The organism is Umezawaea beigongshangensis, from assembly GCF_016464305.1.
Taxonomy (GTDB): domain Bacteria; phylum Actinomycetota; class Actinomycetes; order Mycobacteriales; family Pseudonocardiaceae; genus Umezawaea_A; species Umezawaea_A beigongshangensis.
In genome coordinates, this window is record NZ_JAEIOJ010000006.1 from 212,549 (window position 1) to 229,988 (window position 17,440).

The 17,440-nt window shown below is 75.0% G+C and carries 15 protein-coding genes; 11 read left to right on the forward strand and 4 right to left on the reverse strand.

Translation table 11 applies throughout. The features are described 5' to 3' along the window. Window positions 1-138: 138 nt before the first annotated feature. The 10 genes from IMZ35_RS17080 (at window position 139) to IMZ35_RS17125 (ending at window position 11,550) form a co-directional block, all read left to right on the forward strand. Window positions 139-762 carry a DJ-1/PfpI family protein gene (locus IMZ35_RS17080; protein ID WP_199442091.1) on the forward strand — a complete coding sequence of 208 codons (624 nt, stop codon included), beginning with the start codon at window positions 139-141 and terminating at the stop codon, window positions 760-762. Beyond that, complete coding sequence (locus IMZ35_RS17085; RefSeq protein WP_199442092.1) at window positions 759-1,766, forward strand: ABC transporter substrate-binding protein; 1,008 nt, start codon at window positions 759-761, stop codon at window positions 1,764-1,766. Before IMZ35_RS17080 ends, IMZ35_RS17085 begins: the two co-directional genes overlap by 4 nt. Continuing rightward, a complete protein-coding gene (locus tag IMZ35_RS17090) occupies window positions 1,763-2,836 on the forward strand; it encodes a FecCD family ABC transporter permease (protein WP_199442093.1) in 1,074 nt (357 codons plus the stop codon). Before IMZ35_RS17085 ends, IMZ35_RS17090 begins: the two co-directional genes overlap by 4 nt. After that, complete coding sequence (locus IMZ35_RS17095) at window positions 2,833-3,672, forward strand: ABC transporter ATP-binding protein (RefSeq protein ID WP_199442094.1); 840 nt, start codon at window positions 2,833-2,835, stop codon at window positions 3,670-3,672. Before IMZ35_RS17090 ends, IMZ35_RS17095 begins: the two co-directional genes overlap by 4 nt. Beyond that, complete coding sequence (locus IMZ35_RS17100) at window positions 3,665-4,651, forward strand: GlxA family transcriptional regulator (RefSeq protein ID WP_199442095.1); 987 nt, start codon at window positions 3,665-3,667, stop codon at window positions 4,649-4,651. The genes IMZ35_RS17095 and IMZ35_RS17100 overlap by 8 nt, the downstream gene beginning before the upstream one ends. Before the next feature lie 70 nt (window positions 4,652-4,721). After that, the gene (locus IMZ35_RS17105) at window positions 4,722-6,737 is read left to right on the forward strand and encodes a cellulose binding domain-containing protein (RefSeq protein ID WP_229372284.1); all 2,016 of its coding nucleotides are present in this window, start codon (window positions 4,722-4,724) and stop codon (window positions 6,735-6,737) included. Between the two features lie 131 nt (window positions 6,738-6,868). Further along, a complete protein-coding gene (locus IMZ35_RS17110; RefSeq protein ID WP_199442097.1) occupies window positions 6,869-7,075 on the forward strand; it encodes a hypothetical protein in 207 nt (68 codons plus the stop codon). Next, on the forward strand, window positions 7,062-7,826 hold the full coding sequence (locus tag IMZ35_RS17115; RefSeq protein ID WP_307868261.1) for a class I SAM-dependent methyltransferase: 765 nt from the start codon (window positions 7,062-7,064) through the stop codon (window positions 7,824-7,826). Before IMZ35_RS17110 ends, IMZ35_RS17115 begins: the two co-directional genes overlap by 14 nt. Window positions 7,827-7,939: 113 nt before the next feature. Further along, window positions 7,940-9,412, forward strand: coding sequence for an FAD-dependent tricarballylate dehydrogenase TcuA (tcuA, locus tag IMZ35_RS17120; RefSeq protein WP_199442098.1), 1,473 nt, complete (start codon window positions 7,940-7,942; stop codon window positions 9,410-9,412). Window positions 9,413-9,909: 497 nt separating this feature from the next. Continuing rightward, complete coding sequence (locus IMZ35_RS17125) at window positions 9,910-11,550, forward strand: serine/threonine-protein kinase (RefSeq protein ID WP_199442099.1); 1,641 nt, start codon at window positions 9,910-9,912, stop codon at window positions 11,548-11,550. A 70-nt stretch (window positions 11,551-11,620) separates the two neighbouring features. On the opposite strand, the gene IMZ35_RS17130 is transcribed toward IMZ35_RS17125, so the two are convergent. The 3 genes from IMZ35_RS17130 to IMZ35_RS17140 form a co-directional block, all read right to left on the reverse strand. Next, a complete protein-coding gene (locus tag IMZ35_RS17130; RefSeq protein ID WP_199442100.1) occupies window positions 11,621-13,807 on the reverse strand; it encodes an MMPL family transporter in 2,187 nt (728 codons plus the stop codon). A 5-nt stretch (window positions 13,808-13,812) separates the two neighbouring features. Then, window positions 13,813-14,400 carry a TetR/AcrR family transcriptional regulator gene (locus IMZ35_RS17135; protein ID WP_199442101.1) on the reverse strand — a complete coding sequence of 196 codons (588 nt, stop codon included), beginning with the start codon at window positions 14,398-14,400 and terminating at the stop codon, window positions 13,813-13,815. A gap of 313 nt (window positions 14,401-14,713) precedes the next feature. Then, window positions 14,714-15,613 carry an SDR family oxidoreductase gene (locus IMZ35_RS17140; RefSeq protein WP_199442102.1) on the reverse strand — a complete coding sequence of 300 codons (900 nt, stop codon included), beginning with the start codon at window positions 15,611-15,613 and terminating at the stop codon, window positions 14,714-14,716. An 85-nt stretch (window positions 15,614-15,698) separates the two neighbouring features. Here IMZ35_RS17140 and IMZ35_RS17145 point away from each other — a divergent pair, with 85 nt between their 5' ends. Then, window positions 15,699-16,256, forward strand: coding sequence for a TetR family transcriptional regulator (locus IMZ35_RS17145; RefSeq protein ID WP_199442103.1), 558 nt, complete (start codon window positions 15,699-15,701; stop codon window positions 16,254-16,256). A gap of 193 nt (window positions 16,257-16,449) precedes the next feature. On the opposite strand, the gene IMZ35_RS17150 is transcribed toward IMZ35_RS17145, so the two are convergent. Next, window positions 16,450-17,262, reverse strand: coding sequence for an SDR family NAD(P)-dependent oxidoreductase (locus tag IMZ35_RS17150; protein WP_199442104.1), 813 nt, complete (start codon window positions 17,260-17,262; stop codon window positions 16,450-16,452). Between the last annotated feature and the right edge of the window lie 178 nt (window positions 17,263-17,440).

A 17,440-nucleotide genomic window follows, 5' to 3' on the forward strand; every position in this document is an offset into this window, starting at 1 on the left:
CCGATCGCGGTGCGCGTCCGACCACTGGTGCGTGACCTCCAACAGCCTGAGATCCGTCCCGAGCGGTGGCGCGAAACGGGTGAACGCTGACCCGCTGGCCACTTCTTCCGCCAGCCGCGTCCGACCACCATCGACGCCATGACGAAGGTGGACGTGCTCGTCTTCGACGGGGTGGACGACCTGGACGTGGTGGGACCGCTGGAGGTGCTCGACCTGAGCCGCCGCGCGGGTTCCGGCGTCGTGGCGCGTCTCGTGGCGCTCGAACCGGGGCCCGGTGTGCACACCCGCGCGGGCCTGACGCTCGGTCCGGTGCACCGGTGGGAACCGGGGGAGGCCGACGTGGTCCTCGTGCCGGGCGGCGGCTTCGCCGGGGGCGCGGCCACCGGAGTGCGGGCCGAGATCGAGTCGGGACGGCTGCCCGGCGCGCTGCGCGCCGCCGAGCGGCCGGGACTGGTGTTCGCCTCGGTCTGCACCGGAGCGCTGCTGCTGGCGGCGGCCGGGCTGCTCGACGGGCGGCCGTGCACCACGCACCACCTCGCACTGGCCGAGCTGGAGGCCGCCGGTGGGCGCGTCGTGCCGGGCCGGGTGGTCGACGACGGCGACCGGGTCACCTCCGGTGGTGTGACCTCCGGCCTCGACCTCGGCCTGCACCTGGTCGAGCGGTACGCCGGGGCCGAGACCGCGGCGGGCGTCGCGCGGGTGATGGAGCACGAGCGCCGCGACGCGCCCGCGAGCGCCGGTGACGGGGTGTCGCCGCGATGAGCCCGCGCAGGACGTGGTCGCTGGTGGCGGTCGCGGCGGTGGCACTGCTCGTGCCGACCGGGTGCGGCACCGGCGCGGCCGCCGGGGACGGAGCCGCCGCGGGTGCCGTCGTGGCCGACTGCGCTGGCCGCGACGTGGTGTTCCCCGCCGACCCGCGACGGGTCGTGACCGTCGACGGGTGGGCGGCGCAGACGCTGGTGCACCTCGGGCTCTCCGACCGGATCGTGGGCACGGGGTTCGCCGGACCGCTGCGGGTGGGCACGGAGCCGTACGCGGCCGCCGCCGAGAGCGTGCCGGTGCTGGCCGAACGCCTGCCGAGCACGGAGGTCGTCGCCGCCCAGCGGCCCGACGTGGTGGTGACCGGGTTCCCCGCGTTCGGCGGAGCGCCCGGCACGCCCACCGACGCGGACCTGGCGACGATGGGGGCGACGGGGCTGGCCGCGTGCCTGCCCGGCACCACCGACGACCGGCTGCTCACCGACCTCACCCCCACCTACGACTTCCTCACCCGCACCGGCCGGGCCTTCGGCGTCGCCGAGCGCGCGGAGAACGCCGTGCGCGACCTGCGGGCACGGGTCGACGCGGTCGGCGCGGCGGTCGGGACCGGGCGACGGCCACGAGTGCTGGCTCTGGCCGACGACCCGGTGGCCGGGCAGCCGGTGAAGGCGCTGGGCGGCGGCACGATCCCCAACGCGATCGTCCACCTGGCCGGGGGCGACAACGTCTTCGACGACGTCACCTCCATGCACGCCGACGTCTCGCCGGAGAAGGTCGTCGAGCTGGACCCGGAGCTGATCTGGGTCGTCTCCGACTTCAGCTTCGCCCGCAGCACCGGCCCCGAGCTGGCCGAGCGGGTGCGCGCCAACCCGCTGCTCGCCAGCACGACGGCGGTCCGGGAGGGCCGGATCGTGTCGACCTCGCAGTACGTCGTCGGCTTCCCCGGCCCGCTCAACGTCGACGGGCTGGAGCAGCTCGCCGCCGCGCTGCACCCCACGACGCCGTGACGACCACCAGCGCTCCCGCGCCGCTCGCCGCGGACCGCCGCGCCGCACCGGCCCACCTCGCCGTGCTCGCGGCGGCGTGCGCGGTGCTCGCGGTGTCGGTGCTCGTCGCGACCGGCATCGGCCCGGTCGGCGTGCCCGCCGGGCAGGTGGCGGCCATCCTCGCCGACCGGCTCACCGGCGGCGGCGGCACGCCGGGAACGGCGGACCTGGTGGTCTGGCGCTTCCGCTTCCCGCGCGTGCTGCTCGGGGCCGTGGTCGGCGCGGGCCTCGCGCTCGCCGGCGCGGTCGTGCAGGGGGTGGTGCGCAACCCGGTCGCCGACCCCCACCTGCTGGGCCTGTCGTCCGGCGCCTCGGTCGGCGCGGTGCTCGCCCTGACCTCCGGCGGCGCGCTGCTGGGCGTGGTGACCGTGCCCGCGGCGGCGTTCCTCGGCGCGGCCGTCGCGATGGTCCTCGTCCTCGCGCTCGCCCGCCACCGCGGCCGGCTGCACCCGTTGCGCCTGGTGCTCGTCGGCGTGGCGTGCGCGCACCTGTTCAGCGGCGTCACCTCCTACCTGCTGGCGCGCACCAACAACGCGGCGGCGCAGCAGCAGATCGTGTTCTGGTTGCTCGGCGGCCTGTCCGGCACGCAGTGGTCGGCGCTGCCCGTGCCCGCCGCGGTGGTCCTCGGCACGTGCGCGGTCCTGGTGGCCAGGGCGCGGCGGCTCAACGTGCTGGTGCTGGGCGACGACGCGTGCGCGGCGCTCGGCGTGCACGCGCCCCGGCTGCGCCGGTGGCTGCTCGTGCTGGCGACCCTGCTCACCGGGACGGCGGTGGCGGTGTCCGGCGGCATCGGCTTCGTCGGGCTGGTCGTCGGCCACGTGGCGCGCATGGTCGTCGGGGCGGACCACCGGCGGGTCCTGCCGCTGGCGGCCGTCCTCGGCGCGGTGTTCCTGGTGTGGGCGGACGTGCTGGCGCGAGTGCTGATCGCACCGGCCGAGCTGCCGATCGGCGTGGTGACGGCGTTCCTCGGCGTCCCGCTGTTCCTGCTGGTCGTGCGCGGCCGCGGGCACCGGCTGGGAGGCGACGCGTGAGCCTGGTGGTGGATGGGGTGTCCCTGTCGGTGGGCGGGCGCCGGGTGCTGCACGACGTGTCGCTGACGGTGGCCGACGGCGCGTTCGCCGCGCTGGTCGGCCCGAACGGCAGCGGCAAGTCGAGCCTGCTGCGCACGGTGTTCCGCGCCCGCAGACCCGAGACCGGGCGCGTGCTGGTCGACGGCGCCGACGTGTGGCGGCTGACGGCGGGACGGGCCGCCCGGCTGACCGGGGTGCTGTTGCAGGAGCAGCACGACGGGTTCGAGTTCACCGTGGAGGAGACCGTCGCGCAGGGCCGCACCCCGCACCTGAGCGGCTTCGACCGGCTCGACCGCGAGGACCGGCTGGTGGTGGCCGAGGTGCTCGACCGCACCGGCCTGGCGCCGCTGGCCGCCCGGCCGCTGGCCGAGCTGTCCGGCGGCGAGCGGCAGCGGGTGCTGCTGGCGCGCGCCCTCGCGCAGCGGCCCCGGCTGCTGGTGCTCGACGAGCCGACCAACCACCTGGACGTGCGGCACCAGCTGGAGTTCCTGGAACTGGTGCGGGGCCTGGGCGTCACGGTCGTGGCGGCGCTGCACGGCCTGGAGCTGGCCGCCGCCTATGCCGACACCGTGGTCGTGCTCGACGGCGGCCGGGTCACCGCGTCCGGCACGCCGCGCGACGTGCTCACGCAGGACGTCCTGCGCTCCACGTTCGGCGTGGACTCCGCGGTGGACGTCGACGCGACCGGCCGGCCCCGGCTCGCCCTGCGCCCGCTGTGCGCGTGCCCCGTGCGGGAGTGCCACTGGAGCTGCGTCCGGCGCGGCGCGCGTGCTCCGGCCGGGGGTGCGGGTGTCTGAGCGGCACACCGTGGCCGTGCTCGCGCCGGACGGCGTCGTCGGGTTCGACCTGGCGACGCCGTGCCAGGTGTTCGGCACCGCGCAGTTCGCCGACGGCACGCGGCCCTACCGGGTGCTGGTGTGCGGGAGCCGCCCGTCGGTGGACGCGACCGCGGGCGGCAGCACCTACTTCGAGCTGCGCGCGCCGTACGGCCTGGCCGACGCCGACGACGCGGACACCGTGCTGGTTCCCGGCGTCGCCCGCACGGGCCGCGCCGACGAGGAGGTGCTCGCGACCCTGCGCCGGGCGGCGGAGCGGGGCGCGCGCATCGTGTCGATCTGCACCGGCGCGTTCGTGCTCGCGCTGGCCGGACTGCTCGACGGGCGGCGGGCCACCACCCACTGGGCGGCGGCCCGCGAGCTGGCCGCGCGGCACCCGGAGGTCGTGGTGGACGCGAAGGCGCTGTTCGTGGGGGACGGCCGCGTGTTCACCTCGGCCGGGGTCGCCGCCGGGCTCGACCTGTGCCTGCACCTGGTGGCGCGCGACCACGGCGCGGCGGTGGCCGCCGCCGCGTCCCGCGCCGTGGTCATGGCGCCGGTGCGCGAGGGCGATCAGGCGCAGTTCGCCGCCACCGGCGTGCCCGACGGGCGCGGCTCGCTGGCGGGCACGCTCGCCTGGATGCAGGCGCACGCCGCCGAACCCCTGACCCTGGCCGACGTCGCCCGGCACGCCTCGCTGAGCGTGCGCACGCTGTCCCGCCGGTTCTCCGACGAGCTGGGCGTCAGCCCGCAGCGCTGGCTGCACCACCACCGGCTGCTGCTGGCCCGGCAGCTGCTGGAGACCACCGACCTGTCCGTGCCGCGGGTGGCCGAGCGCAGCGGCCACGGTTCGGCCAACGCCCTGCGCGCCCACTTCGCCCGCGAGCTGGGCACCAGCCCGCAGCGCTACCGGCACGGCTTCCGGCAGCCGCCGTCCGATGGCCACCCGCGGCCACGCTGATTGACGCGGTGCCGGGCTCCGCGCACAGTTCTGGGAGCGCTCCCGTTCGTCGGCGTCGATGAGGAGTCCCATGAGATCGCGTCTCGTCGTGCTGCCCGCGCTCGCCGCGCTGCTGGTGGTCCAGGCCGTGCCCGCCACCGGCTCCTCCGCGCAGGCGGAACCGGCCGTCGCCGTCACCGTGAACACCAGGGCGGGCCTGGAGGTCGTGCGGGACACCGCGATCGGGGTGAACCACGCCATCTGGGACTCCCAGCTCGGCACCGCCTCCGTCGCCGACCTGCTCGGCGACGCCGGTGTGCGGGCCATGCGCTACCCGGGCGGGTCGTACTCCGACATCTACCACTGGGAGGACCACACCGCGCCCGGCGGCTACGTGGCTCCCGACACCGACTTCGACACCTTCATGAGCGGCGTGCGGCGTGCGGGCGGACGGGCGATCGTCACCGCCAACTACGGCACGGGCACGCCGGAGGAGGCCGCCGCCTGGGTGCGCTACGCCAACGTGGAGAAGGGCTACGGCGTCGAGCACTGGGAGATCGGCAACGAGAACTACGGCAACGGCCACTACGGCTCGCCGTGGGAAGCCGACGACCACCCGGACAAGAGCCCCGCCCAGTACGCCACCCTGGTCCGCGACTACGCCACCGCCATGAAGGCCGTCGACCCCACCGTCAAGATCGGCGCGGTGCTCACCACTCCCGGCGAGTGGCCGGACGGCATCACCGCGGCGGGCGACTCCGGGACGTGGAACGAGACCGTGCTGTCGATCGCCGGACCCGTGGTCGACTTCGGCATCGTCCACTGGTACCCCACCGGTGACACCGCCGCGCAGGTGCTGGCCAAGACCGACCGAATGCCCGACCAGATCGCCCTGGTGCGCGAGCAGTCGCGCCGGCTGGCCGGCAAGGACCTGGACATCGCCCTGACCGAGGTCAACACCTCCTACGGCCGCAACACCCAGCCGGGCGCCCTGTTCGCCGCCGACGCCTACGCGACGGCGCTGGGCCGGGGCGTGTTCACCGTCGACTGGTGGAACGTCCACAACGGCGTCGGCCGGGTGCGGGAGATCGCGGGACACCTCGACTACGACGACTACGGCCTGCTCTCCAGCGGTACCTGCACCGAGGACGGCACCGTCTGCGAGCCCGCGCTGAACACCCCGTTCGCGCCGTACCACGCCCTGCGGATGCTGTCCCGCTTCGTCCGCCCCGGCGACCAGTTCGTCACGGCCGCGTCCAGCGACCCGCTGGTCCGCGCCCACGCGGCCCGCCGCCCCGACGGCGGCCTGGCGGTGATGCTGGTCAACCAGCACCCGGACGCCGCCAGGACCACCGGCCTGCGCTACACCGGCTACACCGCCGCCGCCGGTGCGACCGTGCTGACGCACGCCAACGGTGACACCGACATCTCCACGACCGCGGGATCGTCGTCCGCGGTGACGCTGCCGCCGTACTCGATCACCACCCTCGTGCTCCGACCCGAGACCGGGACCACCGGCCCGGCCGCACCCGCTCGCCCGGCCGCGGACCGGATCACCGACCGCTCGGCCGTGCTGAGCTGGCCCGCTCCGCCCGCCGGGGTGAAGTACGAGGTGCACCGGATCGACGGCGCGGGCGGTCAGCAGTGGGGAGAGACCACCGGCACCACCTTCACCGCGGCCAACCTCGCCCCCGCCACCGAGTACACGGTCAACCTGATCGCCCGCGACGACGCGGGCGGGCAGTCGTGGTCGTCGCCGCCGCTGGTCTTCACCACCGGCACTCCCGCCACGTCGTCCTGCGCGGTGAGCCACCGGGAGAGCGGCAACTGGGGCAACGGCTTCGTCGCCGACCTGGAGATCACCAACACGGGCGCGGCACCCGTGGAGGGATGGTCCCTGACCTTCACCTGGCCGACCACCTGGCAGCAGGTCTCCAGCGGCTGGAACGCCACCTGGTCCCAGACCGGCGCCCTGGTGACGGTGACCAGCGACGCGGCACTGGCTCCGGGGGAGTCGACCACGGCCGGGTTCGTGGGTTCCTACCAGGGACCGAACGTGCGCCCGGTGGCGTACTTCCTCGACGGCACCCTCTGCACCACCCGCTGATCGCCACCGCCGCCCTGGACCTGCTCGCGTCGCGCCGGGCGTCGACACCTCCGTCGCGCAGCCGCCGCCCGAGGGGCTGAGCCGCGCCGCGCCGCCCCGCCGCGGGCGCTGCTCGCGCGACCCGGCGCGCCGTGCTGCTCGTCAGCCACGACCTGCGCGCGGTCTGCGCGCGGGCGCACGAGATCGTGGTCCTCGACCGCGGGCGCGTCGCCGGCCGGGGCCGTCCCGCCGACCCGGTGTCCGCACCGGGCTCGCCGGCCGCGGCGGCCCTGGTCGACGCCGCGGCTCTGCGCAGCGTTGTCGGAGCAGGAGGAGGAGATCCGGGTGGACGTGCGTGAACTGGACCGCGAGACCGCGGCGACGTGGATCGAGCGCTGGGACCGCCAGCAGGAGCGGTACATCGCCGACCGCGAGGAGCGGTTCCAGGTCGTCGGCGACGTCGTGGAGCACGTGTGCCGGTCCGTCGCCGAACCCGTCGTCGTCGACCTGGGTTGCGGTCCCGGCTCGCTGACGACCCGGCTGAGCGCCCGCATCCCCACCGCGCGCGTCGTCGGCGTCGACACCGATCCGTTCCTGCTGGGCCTGGCCCGCACGACGGGGCCGGAGCGGGTCGAGTACGTGCGCGGCGACCTGGGCGTGCCCGGCTGGTCGGAGTCGCTGGGCACCGGCGGGGCGTGGGACGCGGCCGTGTCCACCACCGCCCTGCACTGGCTGGACCCCGACCGGCTGGCCACCGTGTACGCCGACGTCGCCGCCGCTCTGCGTCCCGGCGGCGTGCTGGTCAACGGCGACCACCTCTACGACGAGCAGCCCGCGCTGCGCGACCTGGCCGCCGCCGTCCGCGACCGGCGTGCCGAACGCGCGGGCGTCACGGCCCACGAGGACTGGGGCTCCTGGTGGACCGCAGCCCGCGCCGACCCCGAACTCGCGCGCGCGTTCACCCCAGCCGATCTGGCGGCCGAGGGCAGCGGCCGCGGCAACCAGCTGAGCCGGCGACAGCACGTGGACGTGCTGCGCCAGGCCGGTTTCCGCGAGGTCGGCGTCGTGTGGCAGAGCGGGGACGACCACGTCCTGGTGGCGGTGCGCTGACGCGACCGCTCGTGCTCGCAGCCGCTGGCGGCGACCACGCCGAGAGACCGGCGAGGTCGGACGTGCCGCGTTGTATACAGTGGTATGCAGACGTGCGCACCACTGGAGGGCCGATGCCGGGTACCGAACACTTCGACGTCGTCGTGACCGGCGGTGGCAACGCCGGGTTCAGCGCGGCGCACGCCGCCGCGGAGCGCGGACGTCGCGTCCTGCTGCTGGAGAAGGGCGAACCGGAGCAGGCCGGGGGCAACAGCTACTACACCGCGGGCGCGTTCCGGATCGCGCACGACGGCCTGCCCGACCTCCTCGGCCTGCTCGACCCGGACGAGCGGCACGCCCGCAGCGTGCTGCCCCCCTACCCGCCCGCCGAGTTCGCCGCGGACGTGGCCAGGGTGACCTCCGGCCGCAACGACCCGGTGCTCACCGAGGTGCTCGTCGCCGACAGCCGGGACGCGCTGCGCTGGCTGCACGGCAAGGGGCTGCGCTTCCGGCTGATGTACGAGCGGCAGGCCTACCGCGACGCCGAGGGGCGTCAGGTGTTCTGGGGCGGCCTGGCCGTGGGCAGCACCGGCGGCGGCAGAGGACTGGTCGAGCAGCACACCGAGGCGGCGCGGAAGGCGGGCGTGACGATCCGCCGCGGCACCCGCGCGGTCGACCTGGTGCGCGACGGCTCGGCGATCACCGGGGTGAGCTGGCGCGACACCGGCGGCCGGACCGGGGTCGTGCGCGCGGACTCGGTGGTCCTCGCGGCGGGCGGCTTCGAGGCCGACCCCGCGCTGCGCCGCGAGCACCTGGGGGAGGGCTGGGAACTGGCGAAGGTGCGCGGCACCCCGCTCAACACCGGGGACATGCTCACCGCCGCCATCGCGGTAGGCGCTGCCACCCACGGCGACTGGGGCACCTGCCACAGCGTCGCCTGGGACGCCTGGTTCCCCGGCAACGAGAGCAACCGCGAGGTCACCAACCAGCTCACGCGCGGCGGCTACCCGCTGGGCGTCGTGGTCAACGAGCGCGGTGAGCGCTTCCTCGACGAGGGCGCCGACTTCCGCAACCACACCTACGCGAAGTACGGCGCGCGCATCCTCGCCCAGCCGGGCGGGCTCGCGTTCCAGATCTTCGACGCCACCACCAGGCCGCTGCTGCGCGCCGAGGAGTACGACCTCCCCGGCGCGTCGGTCGTCGTCGCCGACACCCTGGAGGAACTGGCGGAGGGCGCGAAGATCGACCCGGTGGCGCTGCGCCGCACCGTCGAGGAGTTCAACGCCTCGATCGACCGCGACGTCCCGCTCGACCTCGCGGTGCTCGACGGCCGTTCCGCCGCGGTCGACCCGCCCAAGTCGAACTGGGCCTCCCCGCTGGAGACCGCGCCCTACCACGCGTTCCCGGTCACCTGCGGCATCACCTTCACCTTCGGCGGCCTGCACGCGGACGCCTCCGGCCGCGTCCTGGACACCGCGGGCGCTCCGCTGCCCGGCCTGTTCGTGTGCGGGGAGATGCTGGGCGGGCTGTTCAGCGGGAACTACCCCGGTGGCACGGGCCTGACCTCGGGCGCGGTGTTCGGCAGACGGGCGGGTTCACTGGCGTGAGCGCGGCCGTGCCGCATCAGTCGCCGAGGCCGGACCCGCGATGCAGCGGCGACGCCGAGCAGCGTGCACCCGGTCGGTGAGGTCGGTGCTGTCGACGTACTGGTCGACCGCGCCGACCGGGGGCGGGGCCCGGACGTCCGGGTCACCGGTCGTCTCCACGAGGGCGTCGGCGAACCGGGCGGCGTCCAGGACCAGGAACGGCCGGTCGTGGCAGGGGCGGACCGTCCCGTCCAGCGGCTCGGCGACGGTCTCGCAGGCGCGGGAGGTGCCGCTCCCGTTCCCGCCAGTCCTGAGAGGACAGTGCGCCGGTCAGGTGCGGAGTCGGCTCGTCGGCACGGTCGAGCGCGGCGAAGGCGGTGCCCGGCCACGTGCTGCGGGGCGGGTGCGCCCGGTTCATCGGCCCACCGCCCGTGCTCCGGACGGAACGGGTCGGCCGATAGGGTGATCCACGATCTCGGCGGAGCGGATTCCGCGGGGTGATCGTCGAAGGGGTTGCCTTGAAACCGCTCGCGGCGTCCGACCCGGTCACCATCGGCCGCTACCGGGTCCTGGCGGAGCTGGGCCGCGGCGGCATGGGCCGGGTGCTGCTCGGAGCCGGTCCGGACGGACGGCTGGTCGCGGTCAAGCTCGTCAGCGCCGCGCTGGTGCGGGACGAGGAGTCCCGTGCCCGATTCAGCCGCGAGGTCGCGGCGTCGCGGCGGGTGTCCGGGGCCTACACCGCTGCCGTCGTCGAGGCCGCCGCGGACGCCGAGGTGCCGTGGCTGGCGTCGGTGTTCGTGCCCGGCCCCTCGCTGCACGAGGCCGTGACGGCGGCCGGGCCGCTGCCCGAGGCGTCGGCGCTGCGCCTGGCCGCCGGGCTCGCGACGGCCCTGCTGGAGATCCACCGGGCCGGTCTGGTCCACCGGGACCTCAAGCCCTCCAACGTGCTGCTGACCGACGACGGTCTCCGCGTGATCGACTTCGGCATCGCCAAGGCGGTGGACGACGCCGGTCAGGTCACCTCGGCGGGCTCGGTGGTCGGTTCGCCGGGGTTCATGTCGCCGGAGCAGATCGACTCCGGCACGCCCGGACCGGCCGGTGACGTGTTCTCCCTGGGGTCGGTGCTCGCCGCGGCCTGCACGGGACGCAGCCCGTTCGCGGGCGCGTCGACGGTGCAGACGCTCTACAACGTGGTCGGCGTCCGCCCCGACCTCGCGCCGCTCCCGCCGCGCGTGCGCCAGATCGTGGAGCGGTGCCTGGAGAAGGACCCGCGCAGGCGGCCCAGCCCCGAACAGGTCCTCGACCTGGCCCGTCCGATCCCGCCCGCCGTGCGCCCGTGGAGCGCGGCGGTGCACCGGATGATCGACGACCAGCGCGCCGCGGTCGCCCGGTTCGCGGGAGTCCCGCACGAGGGCGCACCGCCGGTGCGGCAGGCGGTTCCCGCGGCCGGGCCGCACTCCACCGCGATCCTCCCCGCAGTCGGGCAGCCGTGGGACGACGACCCGGCTGCGCCGCCCGCGCGCCGGGGGTGGGTGGCGCCGGTGGTCGCGGGCGCGGCCGTCGTCGCGCTCGTGGGCGCGGCGGCGGTCGTCTGGTCGCGGTGGCCGACGTCCGGCACCGCGAGCGGGAGCACGCCGGGGATCACGTCGACCCCGAACGCGCCCAGGACCACGACGACGACGGCGACCACGACGACGACCACGACCACCACGACGACGACCACGACTCCGCCCGAGTTCGCGGACCTGGGGTTGTACTGGAACCCGGACCTCCAGGACAACGCCACCTGCGTCACCGAGACCTGTCTCGGAACGCACCGTGCCGGGTACACCCCGGTCCGCGTGGAGGGCAGGGTGCCGACCTCCGGCGCGGACGGCGCGGTGCCGCTGAAGATCTACTGGAACGAGGCGCGCGGCGACGTCGTGAGCTGCGGGACGCCGGAGTGCGTCCAGTCGCAGTTGGAGGTGGGCTACACCCCGCTCCGCGAGGAGGGCTTCGTCTACCCCGCGCGGCGCGGCGGCACGGTCCCGCTGCGGCTGTTCTGGCACGGGGGGCGCGGGGACAACGCGACGTGCGTGACCGACGCGTGCGCCGCGGCCCAGACGAGCGTCGGCTACCAGTACGTGCGGGACGAGGGGTTCGTCCTCCCCGCGAGCTGATCGCCCTCCGGACAGCACGACGCCCGCCGCCCGGTACGACCGGGGCGGCGGGCGTCGTGGTCGGATCGGCTCAGGACGCGGCGTTCACCGAGACCTTCTCCTCCCGCACCTCGGGGGTGTCGTGCGAGGTGGGGGCGAGCGCGGTGCCCTCGACGTCGAGGGAGGGCAGCCAGCGCAGCCACGCCGGCAGCCACCAGGCCCTCTCGCCGAGCAGCGCCAGCGCCGCCGGGACGAGGACCATGCGGACGACGAAGGCGTCCACCAGGATGCCGATCGCCAGCGCGAAGGCGATGGACTTGATGGTCGGCTCGCCAGCCGGGACGAAGCCCGCGAACACCGAGAACATGATCAGCGCGGCGGCCACGACGACCGGGGCGGCCTGCCGGAAACCGGTGGTGATGGCGTCGCGCGGCGAGCTGCCGCTGTGGTGCGCCTCGTGCATCCGGGACACCAGGAAGATCTGGTAGTCCATGGCCAGGCCGAACAGGATGCCGATCACCAGGATCGGGGTGAGGCTGATCAGCGGACCCGTGGTGTCGAGGTTGACCGCACCGGCCAGCCAGCCCCACTGGAACACCGCGACCGTCGCGCCGAGCGACGCGCCGATGGTGAGCAGGAAGCCCAGCACGCCGACCACCGGCACCAGCAGCGACCGGAACACCAGGATCAGCAGCACCAGGGCGAGGCCCACGACCAGCGCCAGGTAGACGGGCAGGGCGTCGTCGAGCGCCACGGCCACGTCGACGCTGACCGCGGTGGCGCCGGTGACGAACGCCTCGGCGCCGTCCACGTCGGCCAGCTGGGCGCGCAGGGCGCCGACGAGCTCCACGGTGGCCTCGCTGGTGGGCCCGGACTCCGGGATCACCGTGAGCATGGCGGCGGTGCCGCCGGGGTTCGGGACGGGCGGGGTGACGAGTGCGACGTCGTCCAGGCCGGTGATCGACCCGCTCGCCGCGGTGGCCGCCTGGACCGAGCCGCTGCCCTCGAACAGCACGACGATGGGCCCGTTGAAGCCCTCGCCGAAGCCGTCCGCGATCAGCTGGTCCGCGCGGGCCTGGGTGCTGTTCTCCGCCGGGGTCTGCACCAGCGTGGTCTGCATGGAGGCCGCGGGCACCGCGATCACGCCCAGGGCGACGACCGACAGCAGCAGGGCCGCGACGCGGTTGCGGGTGATCCCGCCGATCCAGCCGCGGTGGAAGCCGCGCTCGTGCGCGTCCGCCGGACCGGCGGGGGCGTTGCGCTGCCCGCGCGGGAGGACGCGGCGGCCCAGGTAGCTCAGCACGGCCGGGACGAGGGTGATGGCGATCAGGACGGACACGACGATCGTCGCGGCGGCCGCGACGCCCATCTGCGTGAGGAACGGGATGCCGACGACGGCCAGGCCCGCCAGTGCGATGACCACGGTGATGCCGGCGGTGACCACGGCCGAGCCCGCCGTGCCCACGGCGGTGCCGATGGCGGTGCCCACGTCCGAGCCCCGCCGCAGCTCCTGGCGGTAGCGGTTGATGATGAACAGCGCGTAGTCGATGCCGACGGCCAGGCCCAGCATGGTGGCCAGGATCGGGGTGGTGGACTGGAGGTCCAGGAAGCCGGTGGCGACGGTGACGCCCAGTGCGCCGATGCCCACGCCGATCGAGGCGGTCAGCAGGTTCATCCCGGCGGTGACCAGCGACCCGTAGGTCAGCGCGAGGATCAGCAGCGCGACGACGACACCGATCACCTCGGTCACACCACCGACGTGCGGCGGCGCCTGCACGGCCTCACCGGTGACCTCGACGGTGAGGCCGGTGCTCTTCGCCTCGTCGACGGCGTTCAGCAGCGCGGTGCGCTGCTCCTCGGTCACCTCGCCCACCCCCGCGGAGTAGGTGACGGTGCTGTAGGCGGTGTTCTGCTCCGCGTTGACCGTCGGCGCCTGCGGGGAGAGCGGGTCGCTCGCCGAGGACACGCCGGGCAGCGTGCCCAGCTCGCCGACCAGGCCGCCGAGGGTCTGCGCGTTCTCCGGCGTGGTGAGCGTCTGGCCGTCGGGGGCCGCGATCACCACGCGGGCGGTCGCGCCGCCGCTGGAACCGAACTGCTCCTCGATCTTGTCCAGGGCCGTGGTGGACTCCTGTCCGGGGATGGAGAAGGAGTCCGAGGTCTCGCCGGACAGCGTGACGGCCCCCACGCCCGTTCCGGTCAGGACCAGCAACCACAGCAGGACGACGGCGAGCCGGTGCCGGTGGGCCCCGGCGCCGAGCCGGTAGAGCAGACGAGCCATGAGGATCAAGCCTCCACGTGGGCGGAATCGGACGAGGACGGGCCCGGACGGCCGTGGCCGAGCGCGTCGAGACAGGTGGTGATGATGTGGGGACGCCAGGCGGTCTTCTCGCCCGCGTGACCGGCGGTCAGGCTGAGCACGGCCAGCGCGCTCAGCGCGCCGACGATGCGGATGGACCGCTCGACGTCGCCGGTGTCCTGGCCGGAGGCGAACACGCGGGACACGATGACCTCACCGACGCCGAGGACGTCCTGCTCCGGGGCGGTGACCGCCCCGAACGCCAGGGACACCAGGCCCGGCCGGTCCAGGGCGACGTCGGTCAGCAGTTCCAGCGCCCGCCGGTCGCGTGCCGGGCCGGGGGGCAGGGAGTCCACCTGCTCCAGCACCCGCACGCCCTGCGCGTGGCACGCCTCGCGGGCGGCCTCGAAGAGCGCTTCCTTGCTCGGGAAGTGGTGCAGCAGCCCCGCTTTGGACAGGCCGACGGCGTCGGCGACGTTCTTGAGCGACGTGTGGTCGAACCCGTGCCGGGCGAAGAGTCCGGCGGCGTGGTCGAGGATCTGCTCGTCGACCTGCTGCCGCATCGGTCGTGCCATGGTTCGAGCCTACCCGCGCCACTGACCGAACCGGTCGGTAAACCGACCGGTTCGGTCAGTGCGGTGCGTCACGCTCGTCACGCCGTCGTGCTCCGGAGATCGCTCCGCCGACGCGTGAGGACACGTCACGACGACGCACGAGAACCGGGGAGAGCCCTTCCCGTGCCACTGCCACGTGGCGAACGCGACCGACGAGCCCCGCCGGGCCGACGGGTGCGGGTGGTCCCCGGTGCCGAGAACGCCGCCTCGTCGTTCTGACCGGTTCGCGAACACGGTCGGCAGCCGGGTATCGGGACGATCGAGAAGATCGTCGTCATCCGAGCAGCGGGTAGGCCCCGGCGGCGATGTCCTCGAAGGGGGTCGGGCCGGACGGCGTCCAGCCGAGCAGCTCCCTCGTGCGAGCGCTCGACGCCGCGGCGTCCGAGCCGAAGAAGTGGCCGATCCAGCCGAAGTGGGCCTCGGCGTCCTCCGGTGCGACCGACACCGCGTCCAGGCCCAGGTGCTCGCCGATGGCGGCGGCGATGTCGCGGGAGAGCAGGCCCTCCTCGGCCGCGGCGTGCACCCGAGCGCCCGCCGGTGCCCCCTCCAGCGCGAGCCGGACCAGCCGTGCGGCGTCGGAGCGGTGCACGGCCGCCCAGCGGGTCGAGCCGTCGCCGACGTACCCGGACGCTCCGCGCTCCTTCGCGATCCTCGTCAGCGTCGCGGTGAAACCCGGATCGCCCGCGCCGTGCACGGTCGGGGCGAAGCGCACCGCCACCGGGCGGACCCCGCGGTCGGCGTGCTCCAGGGCCAGGTTCTCGCTGCCGCCGCGGACCGAGTCGACGCCGTGGTGCGGTGACGGGTCGTCCTCGGTCACCGGGCGTCCGGTCACGCCGACCACCAGCCCGGAGGCGAGCAGGAACGGTCGGCCGCTGTCCCGCAGCGCGTCGAGCATCGCGCTGACGGCCGCGTGCTCGGTGCGGCTCGCACCGGCGTAGTCGGAGAAGTCGTGCTTGAAGGCGAGGTGGACGACGCCCTCGGCGGCCCCGGCCGCCGCGGCCAGGCCGTCGGGGTCGTCGAGGCTGCCGCGGTGAGCGGTGGCGCCGGCGGCCTCCAGCGCGGCGGCCGCCGCGTCGGAGCGGGCGAGGCCGACGACCTCGTGGCCGTGGGCGAGCAGTTCGTCGGTGACGGCCGAGCCGATCCAGCCGGAGGCACCGGTGACGAAGACGCGCATTGCGGTCTGCCCTCCTGGTTGTGTCAGTGACTGACATCGACAGTAGCACTGCATGTCAGCGACTGTTATCACTACACTTCTCGGCATGGGTCGCTGGGAGCCGGACGCACGGGGGCGGATGATCCGCGCCGCGATGGACCTCTTCGCCGAGCGCGGCTTCGAGCCGACCACCGCCGGTGACGTCGCCGCGCGTGCCGGCGTGACCGAGCGGACCTTCTTCCGGCACTTCGCCGACAAGCGCGAGGTCCTCTTCGACGGGGCCGGGGTCATGGAGCGGACGGCGCACGACGCGATCCTGGCCGCACCCGCCGACTCCTCGCCGCTCGACGCGGCACTGGCCGGGATGGTCGCGGCGGGCGGCCTGCTGGCGGACCAGCGCGACCACGCCGTGCGCCGCTCCCGGATCGTCGCGGCCAACCCCGGCCTCCAGGAGCGCGAACTGCTCAAGCTCGCCGCACTGGCCGACACGACGACCGGGGCGCTGCGCGCGCGAGGGGTGGCCGAACCCGCCGACGCTCTCGCCGCCCACAGCGCGGTGACGGTCTTCCGCGTCGCGTTCGCGCGCTGGATCGAGGGGGAGGAGCCGCGCGACTTCGCCGCCTGCGTCGCCGATGCCGCGGCAGCTCTGCGCGCCCTGACCTGACGAGGGGCCGGTCTCGGGCGGTGCGGGAGGAGCGCTCCTGCGCCGCGTGAGCCCGACGGCCCGGCCGAGTCCGACACCCGCTGCCGTCCGGAGACCGTCGCTCACCGGTGCGCGGCGGACAACCGGACGAACACCCGCTCCCGGCGCGGCAGCACGCCGTCCGGCGTCGTGCGGTCGCGGCGCGCAGGCCCCGTCAGGTCCGCAGGTGAGACGCGCCGTTGAGGTCGAGCACCGCGCCCGACGACCACACGGCCTCCGGCGAGGCCAGGTGGAGCACCGCGGACGCCACCTCCTCCGGTGTCCCCACCCGGCCGAAGGGGCTCTGGCTCCGCAGTTCCTCACCCGCCGCGCCCGCCAGCTTGTCGGCCTGCCGCTCGGTCGCGACGAAACCGGGGGCCACGGACGTCACCGCGATCCCGTGGGGCGCCAGCGCCACCGCCACCGACTGGCCGAAGGCGTGCAGCGCGGCCTTGGTCGCGCCGTAGGCGGGGAAGTCGGGCTCGCCCCGGAAGGCGCCGCGGGAACCGATGTTGACGATGCTGCCCGCCGCGCCGCGGGCGACGAGGTGCTGGGCGACGCCGTGGGTCACGTTCACCGCGCCGAGGAGGTTGACCCGCACCGCGTGGTGCCAGGCATCCTGCCAGTCTGAGTAGGACACCTCCGCGACGTCGTGCCGGTTGGCCGGGCCGGGGGCGACGGCGGCGTTGTTGACCAGGACGTCGATCCCGCCCAGCGCCCGCACGGCGTCGTCGACGACGCGCCGCGCCACGTCGGGGTCGCCGAGGTCTCCGGCGACCAGCGCGTGTCCGTCCCCGCTCAGCCGCCGCAGCGTCTCCTCGGCGTCCGCGCGGTTGGTCGCGTGGTGGACCGCGACGCGGTCGCCGCGTGCGGCGAACGCCACCGCGACCGCGCGACCGATCCCGCGCGACGCGCCCGTGACCAGCACCCCCCTCCTCGGACGGGGGTCTTCGGCGCCGGAGTGGTCGGCGGCGGGGCCGGTGGTCATGGAGCGCTCCCTCGGATCGGTGACGACGCCACCGTGCACCACGCGATGTCCTGATGTCAACATTGAGACATGAACGTCGTGCTTCCCCCGTGCTCGGGCGAACAGCTCCCCGAGCACCTCGGGATCGAGGGCGACGGGCAGGAGGGCGGTCGCGTGCCCGTCGGCTCGCGCGCCGGGA

Bases quoted from the DNA above. Each gene is read 5' to 3' on its own strand.
- IMZ35_RS17135 (WP_199442101.1), bottom strand. From the start codon at position 14,400: ATGGCACGACCGATGCGGCAGCAGGTCGACGAGCAGATCCTCGACCAC.
- IMZ35_RS17080 (WP_199442091.1), top strand. From the start codon at position 139: ATGACGAAGGTGGACGTGCTCGTCTTCGACGGGGTGGACGACCTGGAC.
- IMZ35_RS17105 (WP_229372284.1), top strand. From the start codon at position 4,722: ATGAGATCGCGTCTCGTCGTGCTGCCCGCGCTCGCCGCGCTGCTGGTG.
- IMZ35_RS17130 (WP_199442100.1), bottom strand. From the start codon at position 13,807: ATGGCTCGTCTGCTCTACCGGCTCGGCGCCGGGGCCCACCGGCACCGG.
- IMZ35_RS17140 (WP_199442102.1), bottom strand. From the start codon at position 15,613: ATGCGCGTCTTCGTCACCGGTGCCTCCGGCTGGATCGGCTCGGCCGTC.
- IMZ35_RS17085 (WP_199442092.1), top strand. From the start codon at position 759: ATGAGCCCGCGCAGGACGTGGTCGCTGGTGGCGGTCGCGGCGGTGGCA.
- IMZ35_RS17145 (WP_199442103.1), top strand. From the start codon at position 15,699: ATGGGTCGCTGGGAGCCGGACGCACGGGGGCGGATGATCCGCGCCGCG.
- IMZ35_RS17150 (WP_199442104.1), bottom strand. From the start codon at position 17,262: ATGACCACCGGCCCCGCCGCCGACCACTCCGGCGCCGAAGACCCCCGT.
- tcuA (WP_199442098.1), top strand. From the start codon at position 7,940: ATGCCGGGTACCGAACACTTCGACGTCGTCGTGACCGGCGGTGGCAAC.